Origin of the sequence: Bosea sp. OAE506 (assembly GCF_040546595.1) — a bacterium.
Classification (GTDB): domain Bacteria; phylum Pseudomonadota; class Alphaproteobacteria; order Rhizobiales; family Beijerinckiaceae; genus Allobosea.
Genome location: NZ_JBEPOB010000001.1, coordinates 3,297,787 through 3,319,416 on the forward strand (window position 1 = coordinate 3,297,787; position 21,630 = coordinate 3,319,416).

At 67.8% G+C, this 21,630-nt stretch carries 13 protein-coding genes; 4 read left to right on the forward strand and 9 right to left on the reverse strand.

Features of this window, described 5'->3' with window-relative positions; genetic code table 11:
* Positions 1–2 precede the first annotated feature (2 nt).
* On the reverse strand, positions 3–1,781 hold the full coding sequence (gene aspS, locus ABIE41_RS16110; RefSeq protein WP_192642819.1) for an aspartate--tRNA ligase: 1,779 nt from the start codon (positions 1,779–1,781) through the stop codon (positions 3–5).
* Between the two features lie 162 nt (positions 1,782–1,943).
* Between aspS and rnd the strand changes: the two genes are divergently transcribed.
* The gene (gene rnd / locus ABIE41_RS16115) at positions 1,944–3,083 is read left to right on the forward strand and encodes a ribonuclease D (protein WP_192641331.1); all 1,140 of its coding nucleotides are present in this window, start codon (positions 1,944–1,946) and stop codon (positions 3,081–3,083) included.
* 15 nt (positions 3,084–3,098) lie between these two features.
* Here rnd and ppx read toward each other — a convergent pair whose 3' ends face one another.
* The gene (gene ppx, locus ABIE41_RS16120) at positions 3,099–4,676 is read right to left on the reverse strand and encodes an exopolyphosphatase (RefSeq protein WP_354192504.1); all 1,578 of its coding nucleotides are present in this window, start codon (positions 4,674–4,676) and stop codon (positions 3,099–3,101) included.
* Positions 4,612–6,807 carry an RNA degradosome polyphosphate kinase gene (locus tag ABIE41_RS16125; RefSeq protein ID WP_192641332.1) on the reverse strand — a complete coding sequence of 732 codons (2,196 nt, stop codon included), beginning with the start codon at positions 6,805–6,807 and terminating at the stop codon, positions 4,612–4,614. The genes ppx and ABIE41_RS16125 overlap by 65 nt, the downstream gene beginning before the upstream one ends.
* A gap of 237 nt (positions 6,808–7,044) precedes the next feature.
* Between ABIE41_RS16125 and ABIE41_RS16130 the strand changes: the two genes are divergently transcribed.
* Complete coding sequence (locus ABIE41_RS16130) at positions 7,045–8,298, forward strand: acyl-CoA desaturase (protein WP_192641333.1); 1,254 nt, start codon at positions 7,045–7,047, stop codon at positions 8,296–8,298.
* A gap of 8 nt (positions 8,299–8,306) precedes the next feature.
* Here the strand turns inward: ABIE41_RS16130 and ABIE41_RS16135 are convergent, their stop codons facing one another.
* The 5 genes from ABIE41_RS16135 to ABIE41_RS16155 all read right to left on the reverse strand — a co-directional run bounded on the left by ABIE41_RS16135 (position 8,307) and on the right by ABIE41_RS16155 (position 15,410).
* On the reverse strand, positions 8,307–8,999 hold the full coding sequence (locus tag ABIE41_RS16135) for a P-loop NTPase family protein (RefSeq protein ID WP_192641334.1): 693 nt from the start codon (positions 8,997–8,999) through the stop codon (positions 8,307–8,309).
* Positions 8,992–10,101, reverse strand: coding sequence for an AI-2E family transporter (locus ABIE41_RS16140; RefSeq protein WP_192641335.1), 1,110 nt, complete (start codon positions 10,099–10,101; stop codon positions 8,992–8,994). Before ABIE41_RS16140 ends, ABIE41_RS16135 begins: the two co-directional genes overlap by 8 nt.
* A 133-nt stretch (positions 10,102–10,234) precedes the next feature.
* Positions 10,235–11,363, reverse strand: a protein-coding gene (prfB, locus tag ABIE41_RS16145; protein ID WP_192641336.1) for a peptide chain release factor 2 whose coding sequence is annotated in 2 segments (ribosomal slippage) — positions 10,235–11,293 and positions 11,295–11,363 — 1,128 coding nt in all. Because the reading frame shifts where the segments join, the coding sequence is not laid out codon by codon here.
* Between the two features lie 186 nt (positions 11,364–11,549).
* Positions 11,550–13,997, reverse strand: coding sequence for a penicillin-binding protein 1A (locus ABIE41_RS16150; RefSeq protein WP_192641337.1), 2,448 nt, complete (start codon positions 13,995–13,997; stop codon positions 11,550–11,552).
* A gap of 132 nt (positions 13,998–14,129) precedes the next feature.
* A complete protein-coding gene (locus ABIE41_RS16155) occupies positions 14,130–15,410 on the reverse strand; it encodes an N-acetylmuramoyl-L-alanine amidase (RefSeq protein ID WP_192641338.1) in 1,281 nt (426 codons plus the stop codon).
* 636 nt (positions 15,411–16,046) lie between these two features.
* Here ABIE41_RS16155 and ABIE41_RS16160 point away from each other — a divergent pair.
* Entirely contained in the window at positions 16,047–18,800 is a 2,754-nt protein-coding gene (locus tag ABIE41_RS16160) for an Rne/Rng family ribonuclease (RefSeq protein ID WP_192641339.1), read from the forward strand.
* Between the two features lie 73 nt (positions 18,801–18,873).
* Entirely contained in the window at positions 18,874–19,308 is a 435-nt protein-coding gene (locus ABIE41_RS16165; protein WP_192641340.1) for a hypothetical protein, read from the forward strand.
* 53 nt (positions 19,309–19,361) lie between these two features.
* On the opposite strand, the gene ABIE41_RS16170 is transcribed toward ABIE41_RS16165, so the two are convergent.
* Positions 19,362–21,623 (reverse strand): mechanosensitive ion channel domain-containing protein, encoded by a 2,262-nt coding sequence (locus ABIE41_RS16170; protein WP_192641341.1) that lies wholly within the window; start codon positions 21,621–21,623, stop codon positions 19,362–19,364.
* Between the last annotated feature and the right edge of the window lie 7 nt (positions 21,624–21,630).

Consider the following 21,630-nt stretch of genomic DNA (forward strand, 5'->3'; position numbering starts at 1 on the left):
GATCAGCCGTTTTTCTCGGGCGCGTTGATGCGCAGATGCGCCTCGCGCAGCTGCTTGGGTGAGGCCTCGGCCGGTGCGCCCATCAGCAGGTCGACCGCCTGCTGGTTCATCGGGAACAGCGCGACCTCACGCAGATTGGTGGCGCCCGCGAGCAGCATGATGATGCGGTCGACGCCAGCGGCCATGCCGCCATGGGGCGGCGCGCCGTACTGGAAGGCGCGATACATGCCGCCAAAACGCTCGATCACCGTCTCCTCGCCATAGCCGGCGATCTCGAAGGCCTTCACCATCGCTTCGGGCTTGTGGTTGCGGATGCCGCCGGAGGCGAGCTCGAAACCGTTGCAGGCGATGTCGTACTGGAAGGCCTTGAGCGAGAGCGGATCCTCGCTCTTCAGCGCCTCCAGGCCGCCCTGCGGCATCGAGAAGGGGTTATGCGAGAAATCGACCTTCTTCTCGTCCTCATTGTACTCAAACATCGGGAAATCGACGATCCAAGCGAAGGCAAACGCGTTCTCGTCGATCAGCCCGAGTTCCTGGCCGACCTTGTTGCGGGCCGCTCCGGCGAATTTGTAGAACTTGTCGGGGTTGCCGGCGGCGAAGAAGCAGGCATCGCCCGGCTGCAGGCCCATCTGGGCGATGATCGCCGCCACGCGCTCGGGCCCGATGTTGTTGGCGATCGGCCCCTGCCCTTCGCCGTCATCCTTGATCATCAGGTAGCCGAGACCCGGCTGGCCTTCCCCCTGAGCCCAGGAGTTCATCCGGTCGCAGAAGGCTCTGGAGCCGCCCTTGGGCCCGGGAATGGCCCAGACGCGGTTCTTCTCGTCCTCGAGGATGCGCGAAAACACCTTGAAGCCCGAGCCGCGGAAATGCTCCGAGACGTCCTGCATCACCAGCGGGTTGCGCAGGTCCGGCTTGTCGGAGCCATACTTTGCGATCGCCTCGGCATAGGGGATGCGCGGCCAGTTCTTGGTGACCGACTTGCCGTTGCCGAACTCCTCGAAGATGCCGCCGATGACCGGCTCCATCGTCGCGAAGACGTCCTCCTGCTCGACGAAGCTCATCTCGACGTCGAGCTGGTAGAACTCGCCCGGCAGGCGGTCGGCGCGCGGGTCTTCGTCGCGGAAGCAGGGCGCGATCTGGAAGTAGCGGTCGAAGCCCGCCATCATCAGCAGCTGCTTGTACTGCTGCGGCGCCTGCGGCAGCGCGTAGAACTTGCCGGGATGCAGGCGGCTCGGCACCAGGAAGTCGCGCGCGCCCTCCGGCGAGGAGGCGGTCAGGATCGGCGTCTGGAACTCCGAGAAGCCCGAATCCTTCATGCGCCGGCGCATCGAGTCGATGACCTTGGTGCGCAGCATGATGTTGTTGTGCAGCTTCTCGCGGCGCAGATCGAGGAAGCGGTACTTCAGCCGGGTGTCCTCGGGATATTCGAGATCGCCGAAGACAGGGAGCGGCAGTTCGCCGGCAGCGCCCAGAACCTCGATATCGGTCGCAAAGACCTCTACGGCGCCCGTCGGCAGGTTGGCGTTCTCGGTACCGGCGAGGCGCGCCTTAACCTTGCCGTCGATGCGCACGACCCATTCCGAGCGCAGTGTCTCGGCCGTGGCGAAGGCCGGCGAATCCGGGTCGATCACCACCTGCGTCATGCCGTAATGGTCGCGCAGGTCGATGAAGAGCACGCCGCCATGGTCACGGATGCGGTGGCACCAGCCGGAGAGGCGGGCCTGGGAGCCGATGTCGCTCTCGCGAAGGGCGCCGCAGGTGTGGGAACGGTAGCGATGCAGTGTCACGGGGATGATCTCTTTCGGGGTCGCCCTGGGGCGAGCCGCGGGCGGTCGATTCTGCCGGCGTAAGCACACGCGGGCGCGGGGCTTGTCAAGGATTCAGGTGGGATTCTGCCGGCTGCGGACTCGACGCGGCGCCCCCTGCTCCGGTAAGCCCGGAGCATGAAGCTGATCACGACCACGGCCGACCTCGCCGACGCCTGCGCGCGCCTCGCCAGCCACCCCTTCGTCACGGTCGATACCGAGTTCCTGCGGGAGACGACCTATTACCCCAAGCTCTGCCTGATCCAGCTCGCCTCGCCAGACGAGGCCGTGCTGGTCGACCCGCTGGCGCCCGAGCTCGACCTCGACCCCTTCTTCGGGCTGATGGTCGACGAGGCCGTGGTCAAAGTCTTCCACGCGGCGCGCCAGGATCTCGAGATCGTCTGGATGCTCGGCCGGGTGCTCCCGACGCCGCTGTTCGACACGCAGGTCGCAGCCATGGTCTGCGGCTATGGCGACTCGGTCGGCTACGAGCAGCTCGCCAACGACCTCGCCAAGGCGCGCATCGACAAGTCCTCGCGCTTCACCGACTGGTCGCGCCGGCCGCTGAACGAGGCGCAACTGGTCTATGCCGAGGCCGACGTAACCCATCTCAGAGACATCTATCTGGCGCTGAAGGCCGATCTCGAAGAGACCGGCCGCGAGAGCTGGGTCGCCGAGGAGATGGCGGTCCTCAATTCGCCTGCGACATATGAGGTGAAGCCCGAGAACGCCTGGCAGCGCCTGAAGGGCCGTATCCGCAAGCCCAAGGAACTCGCCGTGCTCATGGAGCTGGCCGCCTGGCGCGAGCGCGAGGCGCAGCACCGCGACGTGCCGCGCCAGCGCGTGCTCAAGGACGATGCCCTGATGGACATCGTCCAGCGGGCGCCGCGGTCCGTCGAGGCGCTGGCCGAGCTGCGCTCCGTGCCCAACGGCTTCGAGCGGTCGCGCTCGGGTGGCGAGGTGCTGGCGGCGATCGAACGCGGGCTCGCGCTCGATCCCAAGACCCTGCCCCGGCTGGAGCGCGAACGCGGCCGCGGCGGCAACGGTGCGGTGCTCGACCTGCTCAAGGTGCTGCTCAAGGCCGTGGCCGAGGCCGAGCGTGTCGCGCCCAAGATCATTGCGTCGAGCGATGATCTCGAAGCCATCGCCTCGGATGACGAAGCCGATGTGCCCGCGCTGCAGGGCTGGCGCCGCGGCGTGTTCGGCGAGAAGGCCCTCTCCCTCAAGAGCGGCGAACTCGGTCTGCGCATCGAGCGCGGCCGGGTCGTCGTCGGCTGAGGCGCGGCGCGGGCTTCAGGCCCGGGCGATCTCCCAGTCGCGGCCGAGCAGCTTGGCGAGCTGCTTGAGGCGGCCGATGACGCGCTCGCTCGCCAGCGGTGCGAGATCGGCTGGCAGGGTCAGCACGAGGCGCCCATCGACGCAGGTCGCCGGCATGCGCGGCAGCAATCCGGCCATGCCGGCCGAGAGCAGATAGGCGACACGGAAGATCGCCGCCAGCAGCAGCGCGCGATCGAGGATCGGCAAGGGCAGCAGCGCGCGCAGGGCGTTGGCGGCGGGCGAGTCCGACTTCAGCCCGGCGTAGCGATGGAAGATGGCGAGTGCCAGGAAGGCGCGCCCGACATGGTCGATGCCAGTGAAATAGGCGTGCGCGATCACGTTCATGCTCTGCTCGCCGCGATAATCCGGGTGGGCGCGCCAGCCGATGTCGGAGAGCAGGCAGACGGACTCGATCAGCCGTGGCGATGGATCGTCGCCCGGCAGGCCGGCGGTCTCCAGGATGGCGCGGCTCCAGGCGATCAGCTCCGCAGCATGGCGGGGGTCGCGGGCGCGCAGATGGTTGTAGTCGCGGGCGGCGCGCAGCAGCGGATCGGCGGCGCGTTCCTCCTCGGACAACTGCTCGTGCAGCAGCCCCTCGCGGACTCCCTGCGCCGAGATGATGACGGAGCGCGGCTTGCCACGCTTGATCAGTTCGTCGAGCACCAGCGCGCCATAGGCCAGCAGCGGCCGCCGCGCCGAGGACACCGCGTCGATCGCGTCCAGGCCCGTCAGATCCGCCTTCTCGACCAGCTTGACAAAGTCGGCAACATCCTTGGCCGGCAGCGTGTAGCCATGCATGACGTTGAGCGGGTAGCGGACCTGGTGCTGATGGAGCGTCGCCAGGGCGCGCCAGGTGCCGCCGACGGCGTAGAAGTCGCGGCCCTTCATCGCCGCGATCTGCGGCAGCTTGTCGAGCTCGTCCTTGACGATCTTCTCGGCGAGCTTCAGCGAATTCTTGGAGCGGTCGAGCAGCGCGAGACCGCCCAGCGGGACGCTTGCCCCCTCCCCGACCGTGCCGCGCGACACGGTGATGAGTTCGAGGCTGCCGCCGCCGAGATCGCCGACGACGCCGTCGGGATTGTCGAAGCCTGAGAGGACGCCGAGGCCTGACAGCACGGCCTCCCGGTCTCCGGAGATCAGCTCGATCGGCTGGCCGATGGCCTGCTCGGCCCTGGCGATGAACTCGGCGCCGTTGCTGGCATAGCGCGCGGCGGCGGTGGCGATGACGCGGATCTCGCCGACATGCATCGCCTCGCAGAGGATGCGGAAGCGGACCAGCGCCGCGATCGCCTTCTCGATGGCTTCGGGCGCGAGCCGCCCTGTGGTCGCGACCTGGCGGCCGAGACCCGCCATCTCCTTCTCGTTGAAAACCTGGGCCGGCGCGCGCGCCACCATTTCATAGACGACGAGACGGACGGAGTTCGAGCCGATGTCGACGATGGCGAGCGTGCCGGCACCCAGACCGAGGCGGCCGGGCGCGGTCAGAACGTCAGGCCTTGCGCCCCCCTCGACGCGAGAGGGAACGGGGGCTGGAATTGGAGAGTGATTTGCCACGTCCTGAGAGACTCGGGTTCGTCATGAAGTACTTGTGAGCGTTGAACGACTCTTCGTTCGGCGCCGGGACAATGCGTCGGGAGCCGCCATCGGGCAAGATCGTCCAGCTCTGTTCGTTGTCGAGGAAGTTTGCCAGCATGATCTGTTCCAGCAACTGCTGGTGGACAGTTGGGTTCAAAATCGGTGTCAGCGCCTCGACGCGGCGGTCGAGATTGCGGGGCATCAGGTCGGCCGAAGAGATGTAGAGCTTGGCCTTGGCCGAAGGCAGACCGTGGCCGGCGCCGAAGGCGTAGACGCGGGTGTGCTCGAGGAAGCGCCCGATGATCGACTTGACGCGGATGTTATCCGACAGGCCCGGCACGCCCGGCCGCAGGCAGCAGATGCCGCGCACGACGAAGTCGATCTCGACGCCGGCCTGGCTGGCGTCATAGAGCGCGTCGATGATCTCGGGGTCGACCAGCGAGTTGCACTTGCCCCAGATCGCACCCTTCCGGCCCGCCTTCACATGGGCGATCTCCTCGGCGATGTCGTCGAGCAGGCGCTGCTTGAGGCCGACCGGCGAGACCGACATCTTTTCCAGCTCGGCTGGCTCGGCATAGCCGGTGATGAAGTTGAAGACACGCGCGACGTCCTGCGACATCACCGGATCGGCGGTGAAGAAGGAGACGTCCGTATAGATGCGCGCGGTGATCGGGTGATAGTTGCCCGTCGCGATGTGGCAATAGGTGACGAGCTGCCCGGCCTCGCGCCGCACGACGAGAGACAGCTTGGCGTGGGTCTTCAGCTCGATGAAGCCGTAGACGACCTGCACGCCCGCCCGCTCCATCTCCTTGGCCCAGCGGATGTTCGCTTCCTCATCGAAGCGCGCCTTGAGCTCGACGAGGGCCGTCACCGACTTGCCGGCCTCGGCCGCTTCGGTCAGAGCCTTGACGATCGGCGAATTGGCCGAGGTGCGGTAGAGCGTCTGCTTGATCGCAACGACGTTGGGGTCGCGCGCCGCCTGCTGCAGGAACTGCACGACGACGTCGAAGCTCTCATAGGGGTGGTGGACGAGCAGGTCCTTCTGGCGGATCGCCGCGAAGCAGTCGCCGCCATGCTCGCGGATGCGCTCCGGGAAGCGGGCATTGTAGGGCTTGAACTTCAGGTCCGGCCGGTCGACGCCGACGAGCTGCGACAGCTCGCTCAGCCCGATCATGCCCTCGACCTCGACGACCTCGTCCTCGTCGACCTTCAGCTCGCGAACGATGAGCTTGCGCAGATGCGCCGGCATGCCCGTGCTGATCTCGAGCCGGATGACGACGCCCAGCCGACGCAGCTTCAGCATGGTCTCGAAGACGCGGACGAGATCCTCCGCCTCCTCCTCGATGTCGAGATCGGTGTCGCGGATGATCCGGAACGAGCCCGTTCCCTTGACGTCGTAGCCGGGGAAGAGCTTGCCGATGAACAGAGAGACCACGTCCTCCAGCGTGATGAAGCGGCGCTTCTCCTCGCGGGCGAGGTCCGGCAGCTCGATGAAGCGGTCCATCTTGATGGGCACGCGGATCAGGGCGTCGAGCTGGCGCCCGTCGCTGATCCGTTCCAGCGCGAGCGCAACGGTGAAGCCGAGATTGGGAATGAAGGGAAAGGGATGCGCCGGGTCGATCGCCAGCGGCGTCAGCACCGGGAAGACGTAGTTGAGGAAGTAATCCTCCAGCCAGACCCGCTCGGCCGGGCCGATGTCGCCCGGTGCCAGCTGCTGGATGCGGTTCTCGTGCAGGTCGCCGCGCAGCTCGACCCAACGCGCCTGCTGATCCTTCGTCAGGGCCGCGACGGCCTCGCCGAGCGCAGCGAGCTGGGCCGCCGGGGTCAGACCGTCCTGGCTCGGCGTCACGACGCCGGCCTTGAGCTGCTCGCGCAAGCCGGAAACGCGGACCATGAAGAACTCGTCGAGATTGGCCGCCGAGATCGAGAGGAAGCGCAGCTGCTCCAGCAGCGGGTGATTGCGGTTGGAGGCCTCCTCCATCACGCGGCGGTTGAACTGCAGCCAGGAAAGCTCCCGGTTCATGAACCGGGCCGGCGAATCGCGCAGCGGCGTCGGCTCCTCGGCAGTCACGGGATGCGCGACCTCGATGACGCTGGGTTGCGTGTTCATGCGCTTGGCACTCGTTCCGGTCGCTGCTCTGGCCACGGTCGTCTCCCTGCGCGTCTTGAGCCACCGTAGCGTGACGGTTCGATGACAACCATGTCATTTCCGGCGCGGCGCGCTGGCGACAGTGCCTGCGTCGCCGGGCCCTCTTGCAACCCAAGGCCCGCTCCTGTTTCGTGCCGGCGCGGGGTTTTCATGTCCCGGGCGGCCGAACCGGAGCCGTCTGATTCGACCGAGGCCGATTTGAGCAGTTCTTCCCACCGTGACGATGGCGACATCGTCTATCCGTCCGCCATCCCCTTCGTTCTTGCGCATCTGGCCTGTTTTGGTGCCCTGTGGAGCGGCGTCACCGCGACCTCGGTCTGGCTCGCCATCGGCCTCTACTGGCTGCGGATGTTTGCGGTGACCGGCGGCTACCACCGCTATTTCTCGCACCGCACCTACAAGACCAGCCGCGTCGGGCAGTTCGTGCTGGCGGTGCTGGCGCAGTCGACCGCGCAAAAGAGCGTGTTCTGGTGGGCCTCGAAGCACCGGCATCACCACCGCTATGCCGACACCGAGCATGACGTGCATTCGCCGGTGCAGACCTCGTTCGGCTATTCGCATGTCGGCTGGATCTTCAGCCGCGACCACCATGTCTTCGACGATTCGACGATTCCGGACCTCACGAAGTTTCCGGAGCTGCGCTGGCTGCACCGTTTCGAGCTGGCGCCGGCGGTGCTGCTGGCGGTGCTGTGCTTCCTGATCGACGGCTGGGCCGGGCTCATCGTCGGCTTCTTCTGGTCGACGGTCGCCGTCTACCACGCCACCTTCTGCATCAACTCGCTCGCCCATGTGCATGGCGACAAACACTATGTGACCGGCGACGAGAGCCGCAACAACTGGTGGCTCGCCATCATCACCATGGGTGAAGGCTGGCACAACAACCACCATGCCTATCAGTACAGCGTCCGCCAGGGCTTCCGCTGGTGGCAGATCGACCCGACCTACTACATCATCCTCGGGCTCTCGAAGCTTCGCCTGGTCTGGGACCTGAAGCAGCCGCCACAGGCCGTGATCGAGCGTTCGCAGGCGCTTCCGCCGCGCGTCATCGAGCGCTCGGCCGAGCGGCTTGCGGCTTCGGTGCCGCTGGACCGGGTGGTCAGCGCCTTCCGCGAGGCCTATGCGGCCACACCCTCCCTGCCCGAGCTGCACTGGTCCAGCCTGACGCTCGCCGAGCTGCGCGCGGCGCTGGCCGATCTTCAGGAGCGGGCCGGTGGCCGCTTCGCCGAGTTGCAGCATCAGGCCTCCGAAGCCTGGGCGCAGTGGGATGCGTCGAGCTGGCAGCTACCCGTCCTGCCGAGCCGCGAGCAGCTCAGCGCCAAGGCGGCGGCGATGTTCGTCAAGACGCCGTCGCTCGATGCCATCGCCAACCGCGCCCATGAGCTGCTGGTCGAAGCGATGCATGCCCGGCTGGTGGCGCTTCCCGTCGAGGCGCCTCCCCGCCGGGCGGGCTGAGCGACTGCTCAGTCCTCGGCGTAGAGGCGCTCCAGCGCCTCTGTCGCCAGAGGCCGCGTCACGCGGCGCCCTCGTTCGAGCGAGAGCCTGTCGAGCAGGTCGACCAGGGTGCGCGCCGCGGCGAAGGAGCGCTCCATCCGCAGCGCCAGCATGTCAATGATGCCGGTGTCGACGACGAGCTGACGGTCGATGAAGAGCTTGACCAGGACGGCGCGCAGAAGTGCGTCGTCGGGCGGCTCGATCCGGGCCTCCGGCGCCAGCCGCAGCCGCGACAGCAGGTCCGGCACGCGCAGACCCCATTGGTCGGGCGCCGCGCGGGCGGTGAGCAGCAGGTGGCCACCCCGGGCCTTCACCGCGTTCATCAGGTGAAACAGCGCCGCCTCATCCTGCAGGCCGCGGTCGCAATCCTCGACCACCAGCGCGCCGCCCGAGACCAGATGCGGCACCTGGGCATCGACGACCTCTCCGGCCGAGACGGTCCAGGCATGGGCGCGCTTGGCCCAGATCGCCGCAAGATGCGTCTTCCCCGCGCCTTCCGGCCCGACCAGGCGAAGCCATGCGTCGGGCCAGTGCGGCCAGGCCTCGACCAAACCATAGGCGGCCTCGTTGGACGGGCCGATCAGGAAGTCCTCGACGCCATGCCGACTGTCGACCGGCAGATCGAAGGCGAGCTGACGCGGGCGGGCGGGCTGTTCAGGCATCGACGTCGAGGCGCGCCTGGACGGCCGCGGCCCGAGTCGCGTCGCCGCCGTGATAGATATTGCTGGCGAGATATTGCCGCAGCGCAAACCGGCAGAGCACGCCGATGACGGCCGCGAGCGGCACCGCCAGCAGCAGGCCGACGAAGCCGAACAGCGAGCCGAAGGCCAGAAGCGCGAACATCAGCCAGACCGGGTGCACGCCAATCGAATCGCCGACGAATTTCGGCTGGAAGATGTTGCCCTCGAGGAACTGGCCGGCGGCGAAGACAGCCAGCGTCGCCAGCGGCCAGGTCCAGTCCGGCCAGAACTGGACGATGGCGACGCCGACGGAGAGCACCAGCCCGGTCAGCGAACCGACATAGGGGATGAAGGAGAGGAAGCCGGAGATGATGCCGATCAGCGCGCCGAAATTGACGCCAAGAAGGCTCAGGCCCACCGCGTAGAAGATGCCCAGCAGCAGGCAGACCAGTGCCTGGCCGCGCAGGAAGCCGGCGATGGCGACATCCATCTCGCGGAGCAGTCCGCGGATGGTCTCGCGATGGTCGAGCGGCAGCCAGCTGTCGACGGTGGCGCACATGCGATCCCAGTCGACCAGCAGGTAGAAGGCGATGACCGGCGTCAGCACCAGCAGGGAGAACACGCCGACGATGGCGGTGCCGCCGGTCCACAGCGACTGCAGCACGCTGCCGACCCATTTGGTGGCCTCGCCGACGAGATTGCCGAGCGAATTCTGGGCTTCCTCCGTCAGCTTCGTGCCCCCGAAACGCTCGAGCCACGGGCCACCCTGCTCCAGCACCAGCGTCTGCAGGCGCTGCGCATCGGCCGGCAGGCGCGCGACAAGCCCCGCCAGCTGCTGGCCGAGCAGCGGCGCCAGGAGAACCAGCGCCAGCACGAAAATGAGCAGGAAGAAGAACAGGATCAGGATCGTCGCCGCCAGCCGGCTCATGCCGCTGCGTTCCATCCGGTCGGCGAGCGGGTCGAGCAGATAGGCCAGCGCCAGTGCCGCGATGAAGGGCAGCAGAACGTCGCGGAAGACGATCAGGAAGAGAACGAGAACGGCGAGCGAGAGCAGCCAGAACCCGATTTGGCGTTGCAGTGTCATGGTCAGGCCTTTCGCGGAGCCGGCGTCGCCGTCCTCAAATGGATCGGCAGGATCAAGGTTCCAAGACCTTTCGACAATGACGGCCTCCCGTTGCGGTGCCGGGCTGCCGGCGCCGCAACGGGAAAGCGTTCGCTCAGTCGATATCCTCGACCTCGACCTCGGTGCCGTAGACCCGCTGAGCCAGCGACGCTTCCATGAACGGATCGAGCGCGCCGTCGAGCACCTCCGAGGGCGCCGTCGAGGCGACCCCGGTGCGCAGATCCTTCACCAGCTGATAGGGCTGGAGCACATAGGAGCGGATCTGGTGGCCCCAGCCGATATCGGTCTTGGAGGCCTGCTCGGCATTGGCCTTCTCTTCCCGCTTCTTGAGCTCGACCTCGTAGAGCCGGGCGCGCAGCATGTCCCAGGCCTTGGCCCGGTTCTTGTGCTGGGAGCGCTCCTGCTGGCAGGACACCGCGATGCCCGAGGGGATGTGCGTGATGCGCACGGCCGAATCGGTCGTGTTGATGTGCTGCCCGCCCGCGCCCTGGGCGCGGTAGGTGTCGATCCGGCAATCCGACTCGTTGATGTCGATGATGATGCGGTCGTCGACGACGGGATAGACCCAGACCGAGGCGAAGGAGGTCTGGCGGCGTGCGTTCGAGTCGAAGGGCGAGATGCGTACCAGCCGGTGCACGCCGCTCTCCGTCTTGAGCCAGCCATAGGCGTTGTGGCCCTTGAACTGGAGCGTCGCCGACTTGATGCCGGCCGTGTCGCCATCCTGGTATTCGAGCGTCTCGACCTTAAATTTCCGCCGCTCGCCCCAGCGCCGATACATGCGCAGCAGCATCTCGGCCCAGTCCTGGCTCTCGGTTCCGCCCGCGCCAGGATGGATCTCGAGATAGGTGTCGAGCATGTCGGCCTCGCCCGAGAGCAGGGTCTCGACCTGCAGTCGTGCGGCTTCGACCTCGACGGCCTTGATGCCGACCTCGCCCTCGCTGACCGAGGCGGCGTCATCCTCCATCTCGCCGAGCTCGATGAAGGTCAGGGCGTCGTCGAGATCGCGCTCGAGCTTGAGGATGCCCTCGATCTGGGTTTCCAGCGAGGTGCGCTCGCGCATCAGCTTCTGCGCGGCGTCGGCGTCGTTCCAGAAGTCGGGGCCCTCGGAAAGGGCGTTCAGTTCAGCGAGGCGGCGCTGGGCTTGATCCCAGTCAAAGATGCCTCCTCAGCAGTCCGATCGACTGCTTGGCGTTGTCGAGTTGCGTCTGAATTTCTGGGCGCATGCGGATCAGGGCCTTGGATGAAAAACGAGAGGCTGGGGATAGGGCCGAACGACGTCGCTGTAAACGGCCACGGCAGGCTCACGCGTCATGCTCGGCCTTGTGCCGAGCATCCACGTCTTGAACACGGTCCTCGCCGCAGGAAGACGTGGATGGTCGGGACAAGCCCGACCATGACGCGGGCGTGATCTAGTACAGCCCGCCGGTGCCGGAGCCGACGGCGCGTCCGCCGCCTGGAGCCACGCTGAAGGGGGTCATGCCGTCGCCGGCCGCACCGATCACCGAATAGCTGTCTGGCGGCGCCGTGCCGGGCTTGAAGGCCTCGAGGATGCCGCCCTCGCCGCCCGAGCGCATGCCGGTCTTGGGATCGACGCGGATCAGCTTGATGCCGGCCGGGACGCGGAACGGCGTCGCCGGCTTGTCTTTGAGGGCCGCCATCATGAAATCGCGGAAGATCGGCGCGGCATACTGGCCGGCGGTCGCCGAGGTACCCAGCGACTTCGGCTTGTCGAATCCCATATAGACGCCCACCGCGAGGTCGGGCGAGAAGCCGACGAACCAGACGTCCTTGGCGTCGTTGGTGGTGCCGGTCTTGCCCGCGAGCGGCTTGCCGACCGACTTGACGACGGTCGCCGTGCCGGACTGGACGACGCTCTCCATGATCGAGACCATCTGGTAGGCGGTCAGCGGGTCGAGCACCTGGTCGCGGTTGTCGATCAGGCGCGGCTCGCGCTGATCGGCCCATTTGTCGGCGCTGCAGCCTTCGCAGACGCGCTGGTCGTGCCGGAAGATGGTCGCGCCCCAGCGGTCCTGGATGCGGTCGATCAGGGTCGGCCGGATCTTCTTGCCGCCGTTGACGAGCATGGCGTAGCCGGCGGTCATGCGCATGACCGTGGTCTCGCCGGCGCCGAGCGACATCGAGAGCACCGGCAGCATGTCGTCATAGACGCCGAAGCGGCGGGCATATTCCGCGATCAGCGGCATGCCGACATCCTTGGCGAGGCGCACGGTCATCAGGTTCTTCGAGAACTGGATGCCGTAGCGCAGCGTGCGCGGGCCGGTCGACTTGCCGTCGTAATTGTCAGGCCGCCACATGCCGAGGCCACCGCCCTGGTCGATCTCGATCGGAGCATCGAGCACGATCGAGGACGGGGTGTAGCCATTGTCGAGCGCCGTCGCGTAGACGAAGGGCTTGAAGGAGGAGCCCGGCTGGCGCATCGCCTGCGTTGCGCGGTTGAACTCCGACTGGTCGTGGCTGAAGCCGCCGACCATGGCGAGCACGCGGCCCGAGAACGGATCCATTACCGTGATCGCGCCGTTGACCTCCGGCAGCTGGCGCAGGCGCACCTGCCCCGGCCGGTTCTCCATCGGCTCGACATAGACCACGTCGCCGACCGAGACGGCCTGAGCGACGCGGGCGCGCCGGGTCCATTTGATGCCCTCGCCACCGAGCGTGACGGTCTCGCGGTCGTTCTTGAGATGGCCCGAGGTCTCGCGCAGCGGGTGCAGGCCGAGGCGGGCGCTGTCGCCGGCGACGTCCAGCACAACGGCCAGGCGCCAGGGCGCCACGTCGCCCAGCACGGGCAGCTCGCCGATGGCGAGGCCCCAGTCGCGGGCGGAGAGATCGAGCTTCTGGATCGCGCCGCGCCAGCCGCGGGCCTCGTCGAAGCGCACCAACCCGTCGACCAGCGCCTTGCGGGCCATCAGCTGCATCTTGGGATCGACGGTGGCGCGCACGGACAGGCCGCCCTCGAGCAGCTTCTTCTCGCCATAGCGGTCCTGCAGCTCGCGGCGGATCTCCTCGGCGAAATAGCCGGCGGCGATGTTGTTGGGCGAAACCGTGCGCGGATTGACTCCGAGCGGCTGCTTCTTCGCCGTCTCGCCGATCTCGCGCTTGACGAAGCCGTTCTCGACCATGCGGTCGATGACGTAGTTGCGGCGCTCGATGGCGCGCTCGCGGTTGCGGAAGGGGTGCAGGTCGGTCGGCGCCTTCGGCAGGGCCGCGAGATAGGCGGCCTCGTGCAGGTTCAGCTCGTGGACCGACTTGCCGAAATAGTTCAGCGCCGCGGCGGCGATGCCATAGCTGCCCTGCCCCGGGGCCGGCGCGCCGAGATAGATCTCGTTCAGGTAGAGCTCGAGGATCTTGTCCTTCGAGTAGGTCGATTCGATCCGCAGCGCGACGAGCGCCTCGCGGATCTTGCGCTCGATGTTCTGCTCGGAGCCGACGAGGAAGTTCTTCGCCACCTGCTGGGTGATGGTCGAGGCGCCCTGCGGACGCCGGCCGGCGGCCCGGTTACGGAAGTTGGTGATCGCGGCGCGCACCAGACCCTCGGGGTCGACGCCGACATGCTTGTAGAAGTTCTTGTCCTCGGCCGAGAGGTAGGCGTCGATGATCAGCTTCGGAACGGCCTGAATCGGCAGATAGAGGCGGCGCTCGCGGGCAAACTCGGCGATCAGCGAGCCATCGCCGGCATGGACGCGCGTCATCACCGGCGGCTCGTAGTTCCGCAGCTGCGCCGAATCGGGCAGGTCCTTGGAGTAGTGCCAGAGGAAGCCGCCCGCCACGACGGCGCCGATCACGAAAGCGATCGCGCCGGCGGCGAACAACCATCCGAACAGTCGCAGGATAAAGCGCATTTCAGGCCCTGGCCCTTGCTCTCCGACCGGCCAGCGCGAGCGCTTTGTCGGTCCTTCTCAAATCACGTCTATAACATGACGGACATGGCCAAACCGTGGCCTTGTCACCACATCGCGCCACGTCCCGCGCGCTCAGCGCCGGTTGTCGGCCGCCTTGCCACCCGGCGCGCGGGCATTGACGAAATAGCCCTCGACCGCGGCGGCGACCGCCGACACGGCGCGCCCGCGCCACTCCGGTGAATTCAGCAGCTCGGCGTCCTTCGGGCTCGACATGTAGCCGAGCTCGATCAGCACCGAGGGCACATCAGGGGCGCTCAGGACGCGGAAACCGGCAGAGCGCAACGGTACCTTGTGCATCTTCACCGACCCGCCCAGCGTCTCGACGAGGTTGCGGGCGAAGACCGAGGAGAAGGTGCGCGTCTCGCGCTTGGCAAGGTCCATGAGGATGCCGGCGACATCCTGCGTATCTTCGCGGGCGTCGAGGCCCGCCACGGCGTCGGCCTGGTTTTCCTTGGCCGCCAGGCGAGCCGCCTCGACGTCCGTGGCGCGCTCAGAGCCAGTATAGACCGTGGCGCCGCGAACCTCCTGGGCTTGCGTCAGCGAATCGGCGTGAATGGAGATGAAGAGATCGGCGCCGGCCGCCCGGGCGATGGCGACGCGCTCGGCCAGTGGCACGAAGCGGTCGTCGTCCCGCGTCATCAGCACCCGGTAACGGCCGCTGGCCTCGAGCTGTTCCTTCAACTTGGTGCCAAAGGCGAGGACGACATTCTTCTCGGAAATCGCGGCGACGACAGCGCCGGGGTCGATGCCGCCATGACCGGGGTCGATCACCACCGTCTGCCGGGTCTCGCCAGCCGGCTTGTCAGCCGGGGGCTCCACTGCGGCAGGCACGGAATCGCGCGTCGGCGTCCGGGCGACAGCGGCCTGGAACTCGGCGCGTGTGGCGCGGCGCAGTTCCACGACGAGTTCACCGAAGCCGCCGCGCACCGGGCGCGATTCGGCCCGGACGACGATGGCGGGCTGGGTCAGGTCGATGACGATCCGGGCCCTGTCGGCGGTGAAGAGACCGAATCGGAAGGCGCCGACGAAACCCGCTCCCTTGCGCGCCACGGCGGGCTGGACCTGGAAATTGGTCGAGGGCATGTCGATCACGACGCGGTCGGGTCCCGACAGCACGGAGGCCGTGACGTCGACCGGGCGCGACAGCGCCATCACCAGCCGCACCGTCTCGCCCGTCTGTTCCAGCCTGGCGTCGGTCGCGACGGGAAGCTCGGCTTGGGCGCGCCCGTTGGCGAAAGCCACGCCCCCAAGGCCAAGGGCAACCGCTACGACTCCCGCCAGCGCCGCAGGGCACAGGGCCCGGGCCGCGCGGGAGGCGATGCGGTAAAGGAGCGTGGGAGGCGTCAGGTTCATGTGTCCGAACTGTCGTCACCAAGGCTTAACCATAGCGGCGCGACATCCTAACAAGCGGTTACCACGCGCTGTGCGCCGGGTGAACCGGCCGGGGCGTCCATGGTCGATGCCGTGATGCGATGTGACTTGCAAAACACGGTCACCTGTCTGTAATGGGGAAGGTTGCCTTGCAGGGCCACCCCATGGTGCGCATCCGGTCCGCAAGGACCGTCGGCGTCCGGGGCCAGGCTGCAAGACGGCAACCACAACGGATCGTCCGCAGACGGCCGGTGCCGGTGCCCGTGTCATGCAGCATCAGGCCGACGTCTCGCGAGCGTGCAAACGCGGCGTGCCAGGTCTCTTCGGAGCGGGCGTGCTGCAGGTCAGGACAGATGTCGGGGCATACGACGCCGCTTGGATCATCGGTGACTCGTCAATACCTGCGGGACGGTGCGGGGCGTTCAGCCCGGCCGGACTTCCCGAGCCGCTCTTCTGTCTCGACCAAACACTTCCCCGTCCCAGATGCCGGCATTCGCCGGCCTTTGCTCCTGCAACATGCCGGCGCTCGCCGGCCTCTGCGCGGCACCCCTGCCCGCGGCAGCGGACCTTCGTCCGCAGCCCGGCGGGTTTCGGCGGCCGCGCCCATGGAACTTAGATATGGCCAACAAGATGCTCATCGACGCCACCCACCCGGAAGAGACCCGGGTCGTGGTGGTCCGCGGATCGCGTATCGAGGAATTTGACTTCGAGGCCGCCAGCCGCAAGCCGCTGCGCGGAAACATCTATCTCGCCAAGGTCACCCGTGTGGAGCCCTCGCTCCAGGCCGCCTTCGTTGAATATGGCGGCAACCGCCATGGCTTCCTCGCCTTTTCGGAAATCCATCCCGACTATTACCAGATCCCCGTCGCCGACCGGCAGGCGCTGCTGGCCGACGAGGCCCGTGCCGACCGCGAGGACGAGCGCGACGAGGAGAAGCGTGAGAAGCGCGGGCGCCGCGACCGCGGCCGCCGCGGCGACCGTGATGGACGCGCCAAGAAGGCGACTTCCGACGAGACCGTGAGCGCCGACGCCGTCGAGACCGACGGCAAGGAAGCCGCGATGGTCAACGAGGGCGCGCCTGCCTTTGGCGAGGAGTTCGCTCCGGCCATTGCCGAATCGACCAGCGAGGATGCGGCCGAGAACGCTGCGCCGCTGACCTACGAGACCAGCGAGGAGCCGAACGGCGAGGTGGAGGGCGAGCCTTCCGAGGCGCGTCGTCCCTCCGACGACGACGATTCGGGCGACGACCACGGCTCCGAGGACGGCGACCAGGAAGAGCCCGAGCAGCTCGGCGGCGGCGACGCTCTCGACGACATGCCGGAGCGCCCGCAGCGCAGCTCGCGCCGCCAGTACAAGATCCAGGAGGTGATCAAGCGCCGCCAGATCATCCTGGTGCAGGTCGTCAAGGAAGAGCGCGGCAACAAGGGTGCGGCGCTGACCACCTATCTCTCGCTCGCCGGCCGCTATTCGGTGCTGATGCCGAACACCGGCAAGGGCGGCGGCATCTCGCGCAAGATCACCAATGCCGAGGACCGCAAGCGCCTGAAGGAGATCGCCCAGGAGCTCGAGGTTCCCGAGGGGATGGGGCTGATCCTGCGCACGGCGGGCGCCTCGCGCACCAAGGTCGAGATCAAGCGCGACTACGAGTACCTGATGCGGATGTGGGAGAGCGTGCGCGAGCTGACGCTGGCCTCTGTCGCGCCGGCGCTGGTCTATGAGGAGGGCAACCTCGTCAAGCGCTCGATCCGCGACCTCTACAACAAGGACATCGACGAGGTTCACGTCGCCGGCGACGAGGCCTATCGCGAGGCCAAGGACTTCATGCGCATGCTCATGCCGAGCCATGCCAAGAGCGTGAAGGCCTATCGCGAGCAGACGCCGCTCTTCGCCTCCTTCGGGATCGAGAGCCAGCTCGACGCGATGTTCTCCAACACCGTGACCCTGAAGTCCGGTGGCTACATCGTCATCAACCAGACGGAAGCGCTGGTCGCGATCGACATCAACTCCGGGCGCTCGACCCGCGAGCACAACATCGAGGACACCGCCCTCAAGACCAATCTCGAAGCGGCGGAGGAAATCTCCCGCCAGCTGCGCCTGCGCGACCTCGCCGGTCTCATCGTGATCGATTTCATCGACATGGAGGAGAACCGCAACAACCGCGCGGTCGAGAAGAAGCTGAAGGAGTGCCTCAAGGACGATCGCGCCCGGATCCAGGTCGGCCGGATCTCGGCCTTCGGCCTGCTCGAGATGTCGCGCCAGCGCATCCGCACCGGCGTGCTGGAGAGCTCCTCCGTGCCCTGCCCGCATTGCGCCGGCGCCGGCATGATGCGCTCGGCCTCCTCGGTGTCGCTGCAGATCCTGCGCGCCCTGGAGGAGACGCTGATCAAGAGCGCCTCGCACAACCTCAACGTCCGGACGCGGCCCGAGGTCGCGCTTTACGTCCTCAACCAAAAGCGCGCGCATCTCGCCGATCTGGAGGCGCGCTTCAACATCGCGGTGACGATCAACACCGATGCGACGCTGCTTGGTACCCGCTATTTCGAGGTCGAGCGCGGCGAGTTCGTCGGCAATGAGGGGCGCATCGTTCCCTCGACGATCAAGGCGGAAGCCGTGCTGTCGGATGCCGACGAGGATGCGCTCGACGCAGCCGCCGAGGCCGAGGCGCAGGATGCCGAGAACGATGTCGGCCCGACCGAGGCCGTCGCGACGGCCAGCCGCGAAGAGCGTCCCGAGGGCGAGCGTGGCGAAGGCGGGCGCAAGCGCCGGCGTCGCCGTCGTCGGCGGCGTGGCGGCGAGCGTGACGCCAATGGCGTGCGTCTCGACGGCGGCAGCGACGATGCGGATGGCGGCGACGACGACGGCGACGAGGACGGCGACGAGTCGTCCGCCGAGGGCGAGGCCGAGGATCGCGAGACCGCGGCCGAGCCTGCTGCGGCCGCTGCCGAGCCTGTGGCCGAGCCGGTCGGGCCCGTTGCCGAAGAGAAGCCCAAGCGCGCCCGCCGCGGCCGCAAGCCCAAGGGCGAGGCGGAGCAGCCGCTCGAGGCCGTCGCGGAGACGGTCACCGCCGAGGCTCCTGCGGCAGAGGTCGAGGCCGCGCCCGTCGAGGCCGAGAAGCCCAAGCGCAGTCGCTCGCGCAAGAAGGTCGTGCCGATCACCGAAGGTGGCGAAACCACCGAAGCGGTCGCCGCGCCCGCCGCTCCCGAAGCCCCCGCCCCGGCGCCCGCAGAGGCGGCTCCCGTCGCGGAGCCGGAGCCTGCCCCGGCCCCCGCGCCGCGCGTGATCGAGGAGCCGGTCGCGGTGGTGCTGACGCCGCCCGATCCGGATCGCCCCAAGCGCGGCGGCTGGTGGAACAAGCTGGCCGGACGAGGCTGACGAAACAAGGGCCGCTGCGGAACACCGCAGCGGCCCTTTTCTTGCGAAGTGTGTTGCTCATGTGGGGCTTCCGATGCCACCGCCACGCGACCGCGAAAAACAAGTTCTGATCGTTCTCGGCGCAGCAACGCTCATCGGCCTTGCCTGGCTGGGCTGGCTATTGCTGGGAGGCCTTGGCGTCGCGCTTCTCGGCCTTCTGGTGCTGTTCGTCGCCATCAGGGTGGAACTGGAAGGCGATCGGCCCGTCGGCACGCAATCGACACCGGAGGCCTACGCCCAGCATTTTCGCACGGAATCCAGCCAGCCGCAGGCGGAACGTGCGCGTCGCCGCACTGAGATCGCGTCAGTCGTCTCGACAGCACGGCTCTTTGCCATCGCAGGTGCGATTCTCACGACCAGCGGCTTCGCTTTGCTTTTCTCCGGTTTCGGTCAGGGCAGTCTCCCCGACCTATTCTGGGTTCTGGCCGATATCTCCATCTCGCTTTTCCAGAAGGGCAAGCACTGGTAGCGCGCCCTCCGATCGACCGCGCTGTCCAAGGAGCCGCTGACACGAAGAGTTCGCTAACCCGCCGGCGCCAGCGGGCTTGGCGGTGGCACCGCCGCGATCGCGGCGGCCCCCGAGGTCGACCCGCCCTCCCCGCCGCGCACTGTCACCAGGTTGGAGGCGAAGGGCACCCTGGCTTCGTTCAGGGCGCGGTAGACGCGCTTCAGCGCCTCACGCTGAAGCGTCGAGGCCTGGGCGGGCTTGGCCGTGAATTTGAGCCGGATCACGACGGCGCTGTCGGTGATGTCGGCGACGCCCTGCATCTTCAGCTGGGCGATGAAGTGGGGACCGAATTCGGGGTCCTCGAGCAGGGCCAGCCCGACCTTCTTGATCGTTTTGCGCGCCTGCTCGATGTCGGCGGAGTGATCGAGCCTGACGTTGAACTTGATCGTCGCCCAGTCGCGGCTGGCATTGGTCAGCTGCTGGATCTGGCCGAAGGGGATGGTGTGGATCTGCCCGCTCTGGTGGCGCAGCTGCATCGAGCGCAGCGAGATCTTCTCGACCGTTCCCTTCAACCGGCCGGTGTCGACATATTCGCCGACACGGAAGGCGTCCTCCAGCATGAAGAAGACGCCGGAGACGATGTCGCGGACGAGCGCCTGCGAGCCAAAGGAGAGGGCCAGGCCCAGGATGCCGAAGCCGGCCAGCAACGGCCCGATGTCGACCCCCATGCGCGACAGCACGATCAGGATGGTGAGACCGAGCACTGCGCCCAGCACGACGCCGCGCAACACCGGCAGCACGGTGGCAAGGCGGGACGGGACACTGTCGCCATGCCCATCCTCCTCCTCAACCGGTCCCGAGGCACGGGGCTTCGGCGCGCAGGCGTCGAAGAAGACGCGCAGGAAGACCAGCGCGACCCAGCCGACGAAGGCGAAGATGGCGACGCCCGCTGCCTGCCGCGACACGCCGGTGAACTGCGTCGTGCTCATGCCGACCAGAAGCCCGGCCCAGAGCCGCGCCAGGACGAAGAAGCCCGCCGCCCAGAGAATGCCCACTGCCGCCGCCCGCAGCGCAGCGCCAGTCGCCTGCGAGAGCGGGGTCGCGCCCTCCGCCACTGCGCGGCGGGCGGCCCGGCAGTCGAGCCAGCTGCCGATGCCGACGGCGAGGATCGGGGTGATCACGATCGCCGTCTGGGTCAGCGCGGCGGCTTCCGCCCAGCGGCCGCCATCCGACATCATCGCCGCCGCGCGGCCGACGGCCCAGAGCGCCAGGGCGGTTCCCATGTAGAACCAGGGTGCCGACAGCGCGATCAGGCGTCGCCAGGGCCCGGGCTCGGGCGAGCCCTTCAGGATCAGAGCCGCGAGATCCCGGCGCATGTCGTGGAACCACCAGAGCTTGAACAGCAGCGCCACCAGGCCGGTCACCATCAGCAGGCCCGCCAATGGCTGTGGCCCCGAGCCGATGCGCCCCGCCAGCAGCAGGGCGACGATGATGGCGGGCGTCACGGCGGAATAGAACAGCAGCAATCCGAAATGCCGCTCGGCACGGGGCAGAGGCATGATCCGCCGCCCGGGGGCGCCGGGCGAGAGCAGGAAGCGGCCGACGGCGACATAGACGGCGCCGATCGCAGCGCCGTTGGCGGTCGTCGTCAGGGTGGCCGCGACGATATCGGGCTCCGGCAGCCAGGCGTTCCGCGCCATTCGCGCCACCAGCAAGGCGAGCACGATCGTCGCGAGGTCCTGCAGCAGGCCCCAGGAAGAGGCGATCAGGCGGGGCGTGAATTCGGGACCCTTCGGCCTCATCCGAGACGCGAAGAAGCCGGCACTGGCGATGCGGAAGACCCCCGCCGCGGCAAGCGCCAGAAGCAAGATGAGGCCCATGCGCAGCCCGGCGGAAAGCCCGTCCCGGCCGTTGCGCCGGTCCTGCCAGGCGCGCTCCCAGTCCTGCGCCAGATCTCCGATGCGGGGGACGGACGCCGCGCCGTAATCGAACCCCTCGACCAGATGATCGACGAAGGCTTCGACCTGGGCCGTTGAGGCCGGGATCGCTGCGCTGGCGGAGGCGTCGGCCTTGGGCTGCGGGGCCGGTTTGGCCGCCGTCGGCGTTGGCTTCGCCGCGGCCGGAACGCCACCGATGCGGATCTCGACCTGGCGCCCCTCGCGCGACAGGGCCTCGACCATGCGGCTGACCGTTTCGGGTGTTTCCTCGCCGGACAGGGTCAGGATCACGGGCGGCTGTGCGGGGGACTGCGCCCGGCTCGACGGCGTCGTCGCCAAGACGAGGCCCAGCGCTCCCAAGGCCGCGATCAGCCGGCCGCAGACGAATCCCGAACCCATGAAGCCA

Excerpts from the sequence above, each read along its gene's own strand:
- rnd (WP_192641331.1), top strand. The coding sequence starts at position 1,944 with ATGAAGCTGATCACGACCACGGCCGACCTCGCCGACGCCTGCGCGCGC.
- ABIE41_RS16125 (WP_192641332.1), bottom strand. The coding sequence starts at position 6,807 with ATGAACACGCAACCCAGCGTCATCGAGGTCGCGCATCCCGTGACTGCC.
- ABIE41_RS16135 (WP_192641334.1), bottom strand. The coding sequence starts at position 8,999 with ATGCCTGAACAGCCCGCCCGCCCGCGTCAGCTCGCCTTCGATCTGCCG.
- ABIE41_RS16140 (WP_192641335.1), bottom strand. The coding sequence starts at position 10,101 with ATGACACTGCAACGCCAAATCGGGTTCTGGCTGCTCTCGCTCGCCGTT.
- ABIE41_RS16150 (WP_192641337.1), bottom strand. The coding sequence starts at position 13,997 with ATGCGCTTTATCCTGCGACTGTTCGGATGGTTGTTCGCCGCCGGCGCG.
- ABIE41_RS16155 (WP_192641338.1), bottom strand. The coding sequence starts at position 15,410 with ATGAACCTGACGCCTCCCACGCTCCTTTACCGCATCGCCTCCCGCGCG.
- ABIE41_RS16160 (WP_192641339.1), top strand. The coding sequence starts at position 16,047 with ATGGCCAACAAGATGCTCATCGACGCCACCCACCCGGAAGAGACCCGG.
- ABIE41_RS16165 (WP_192641340.1), top strand. The coding sequence starts at position 18,874 with ATGCCACCGCCACGCGACCGCGAAAAACAAGTTCTGATCGTTCTCGGC.
- ABIE41_RS16170 (WP_192641341.1), bottom strand. The coding sequence starts at position 21,623 with ATGGGTTCGGGATTCGTCTGCGGCCGGCTGATCGCGGCCTTGGGAGCG.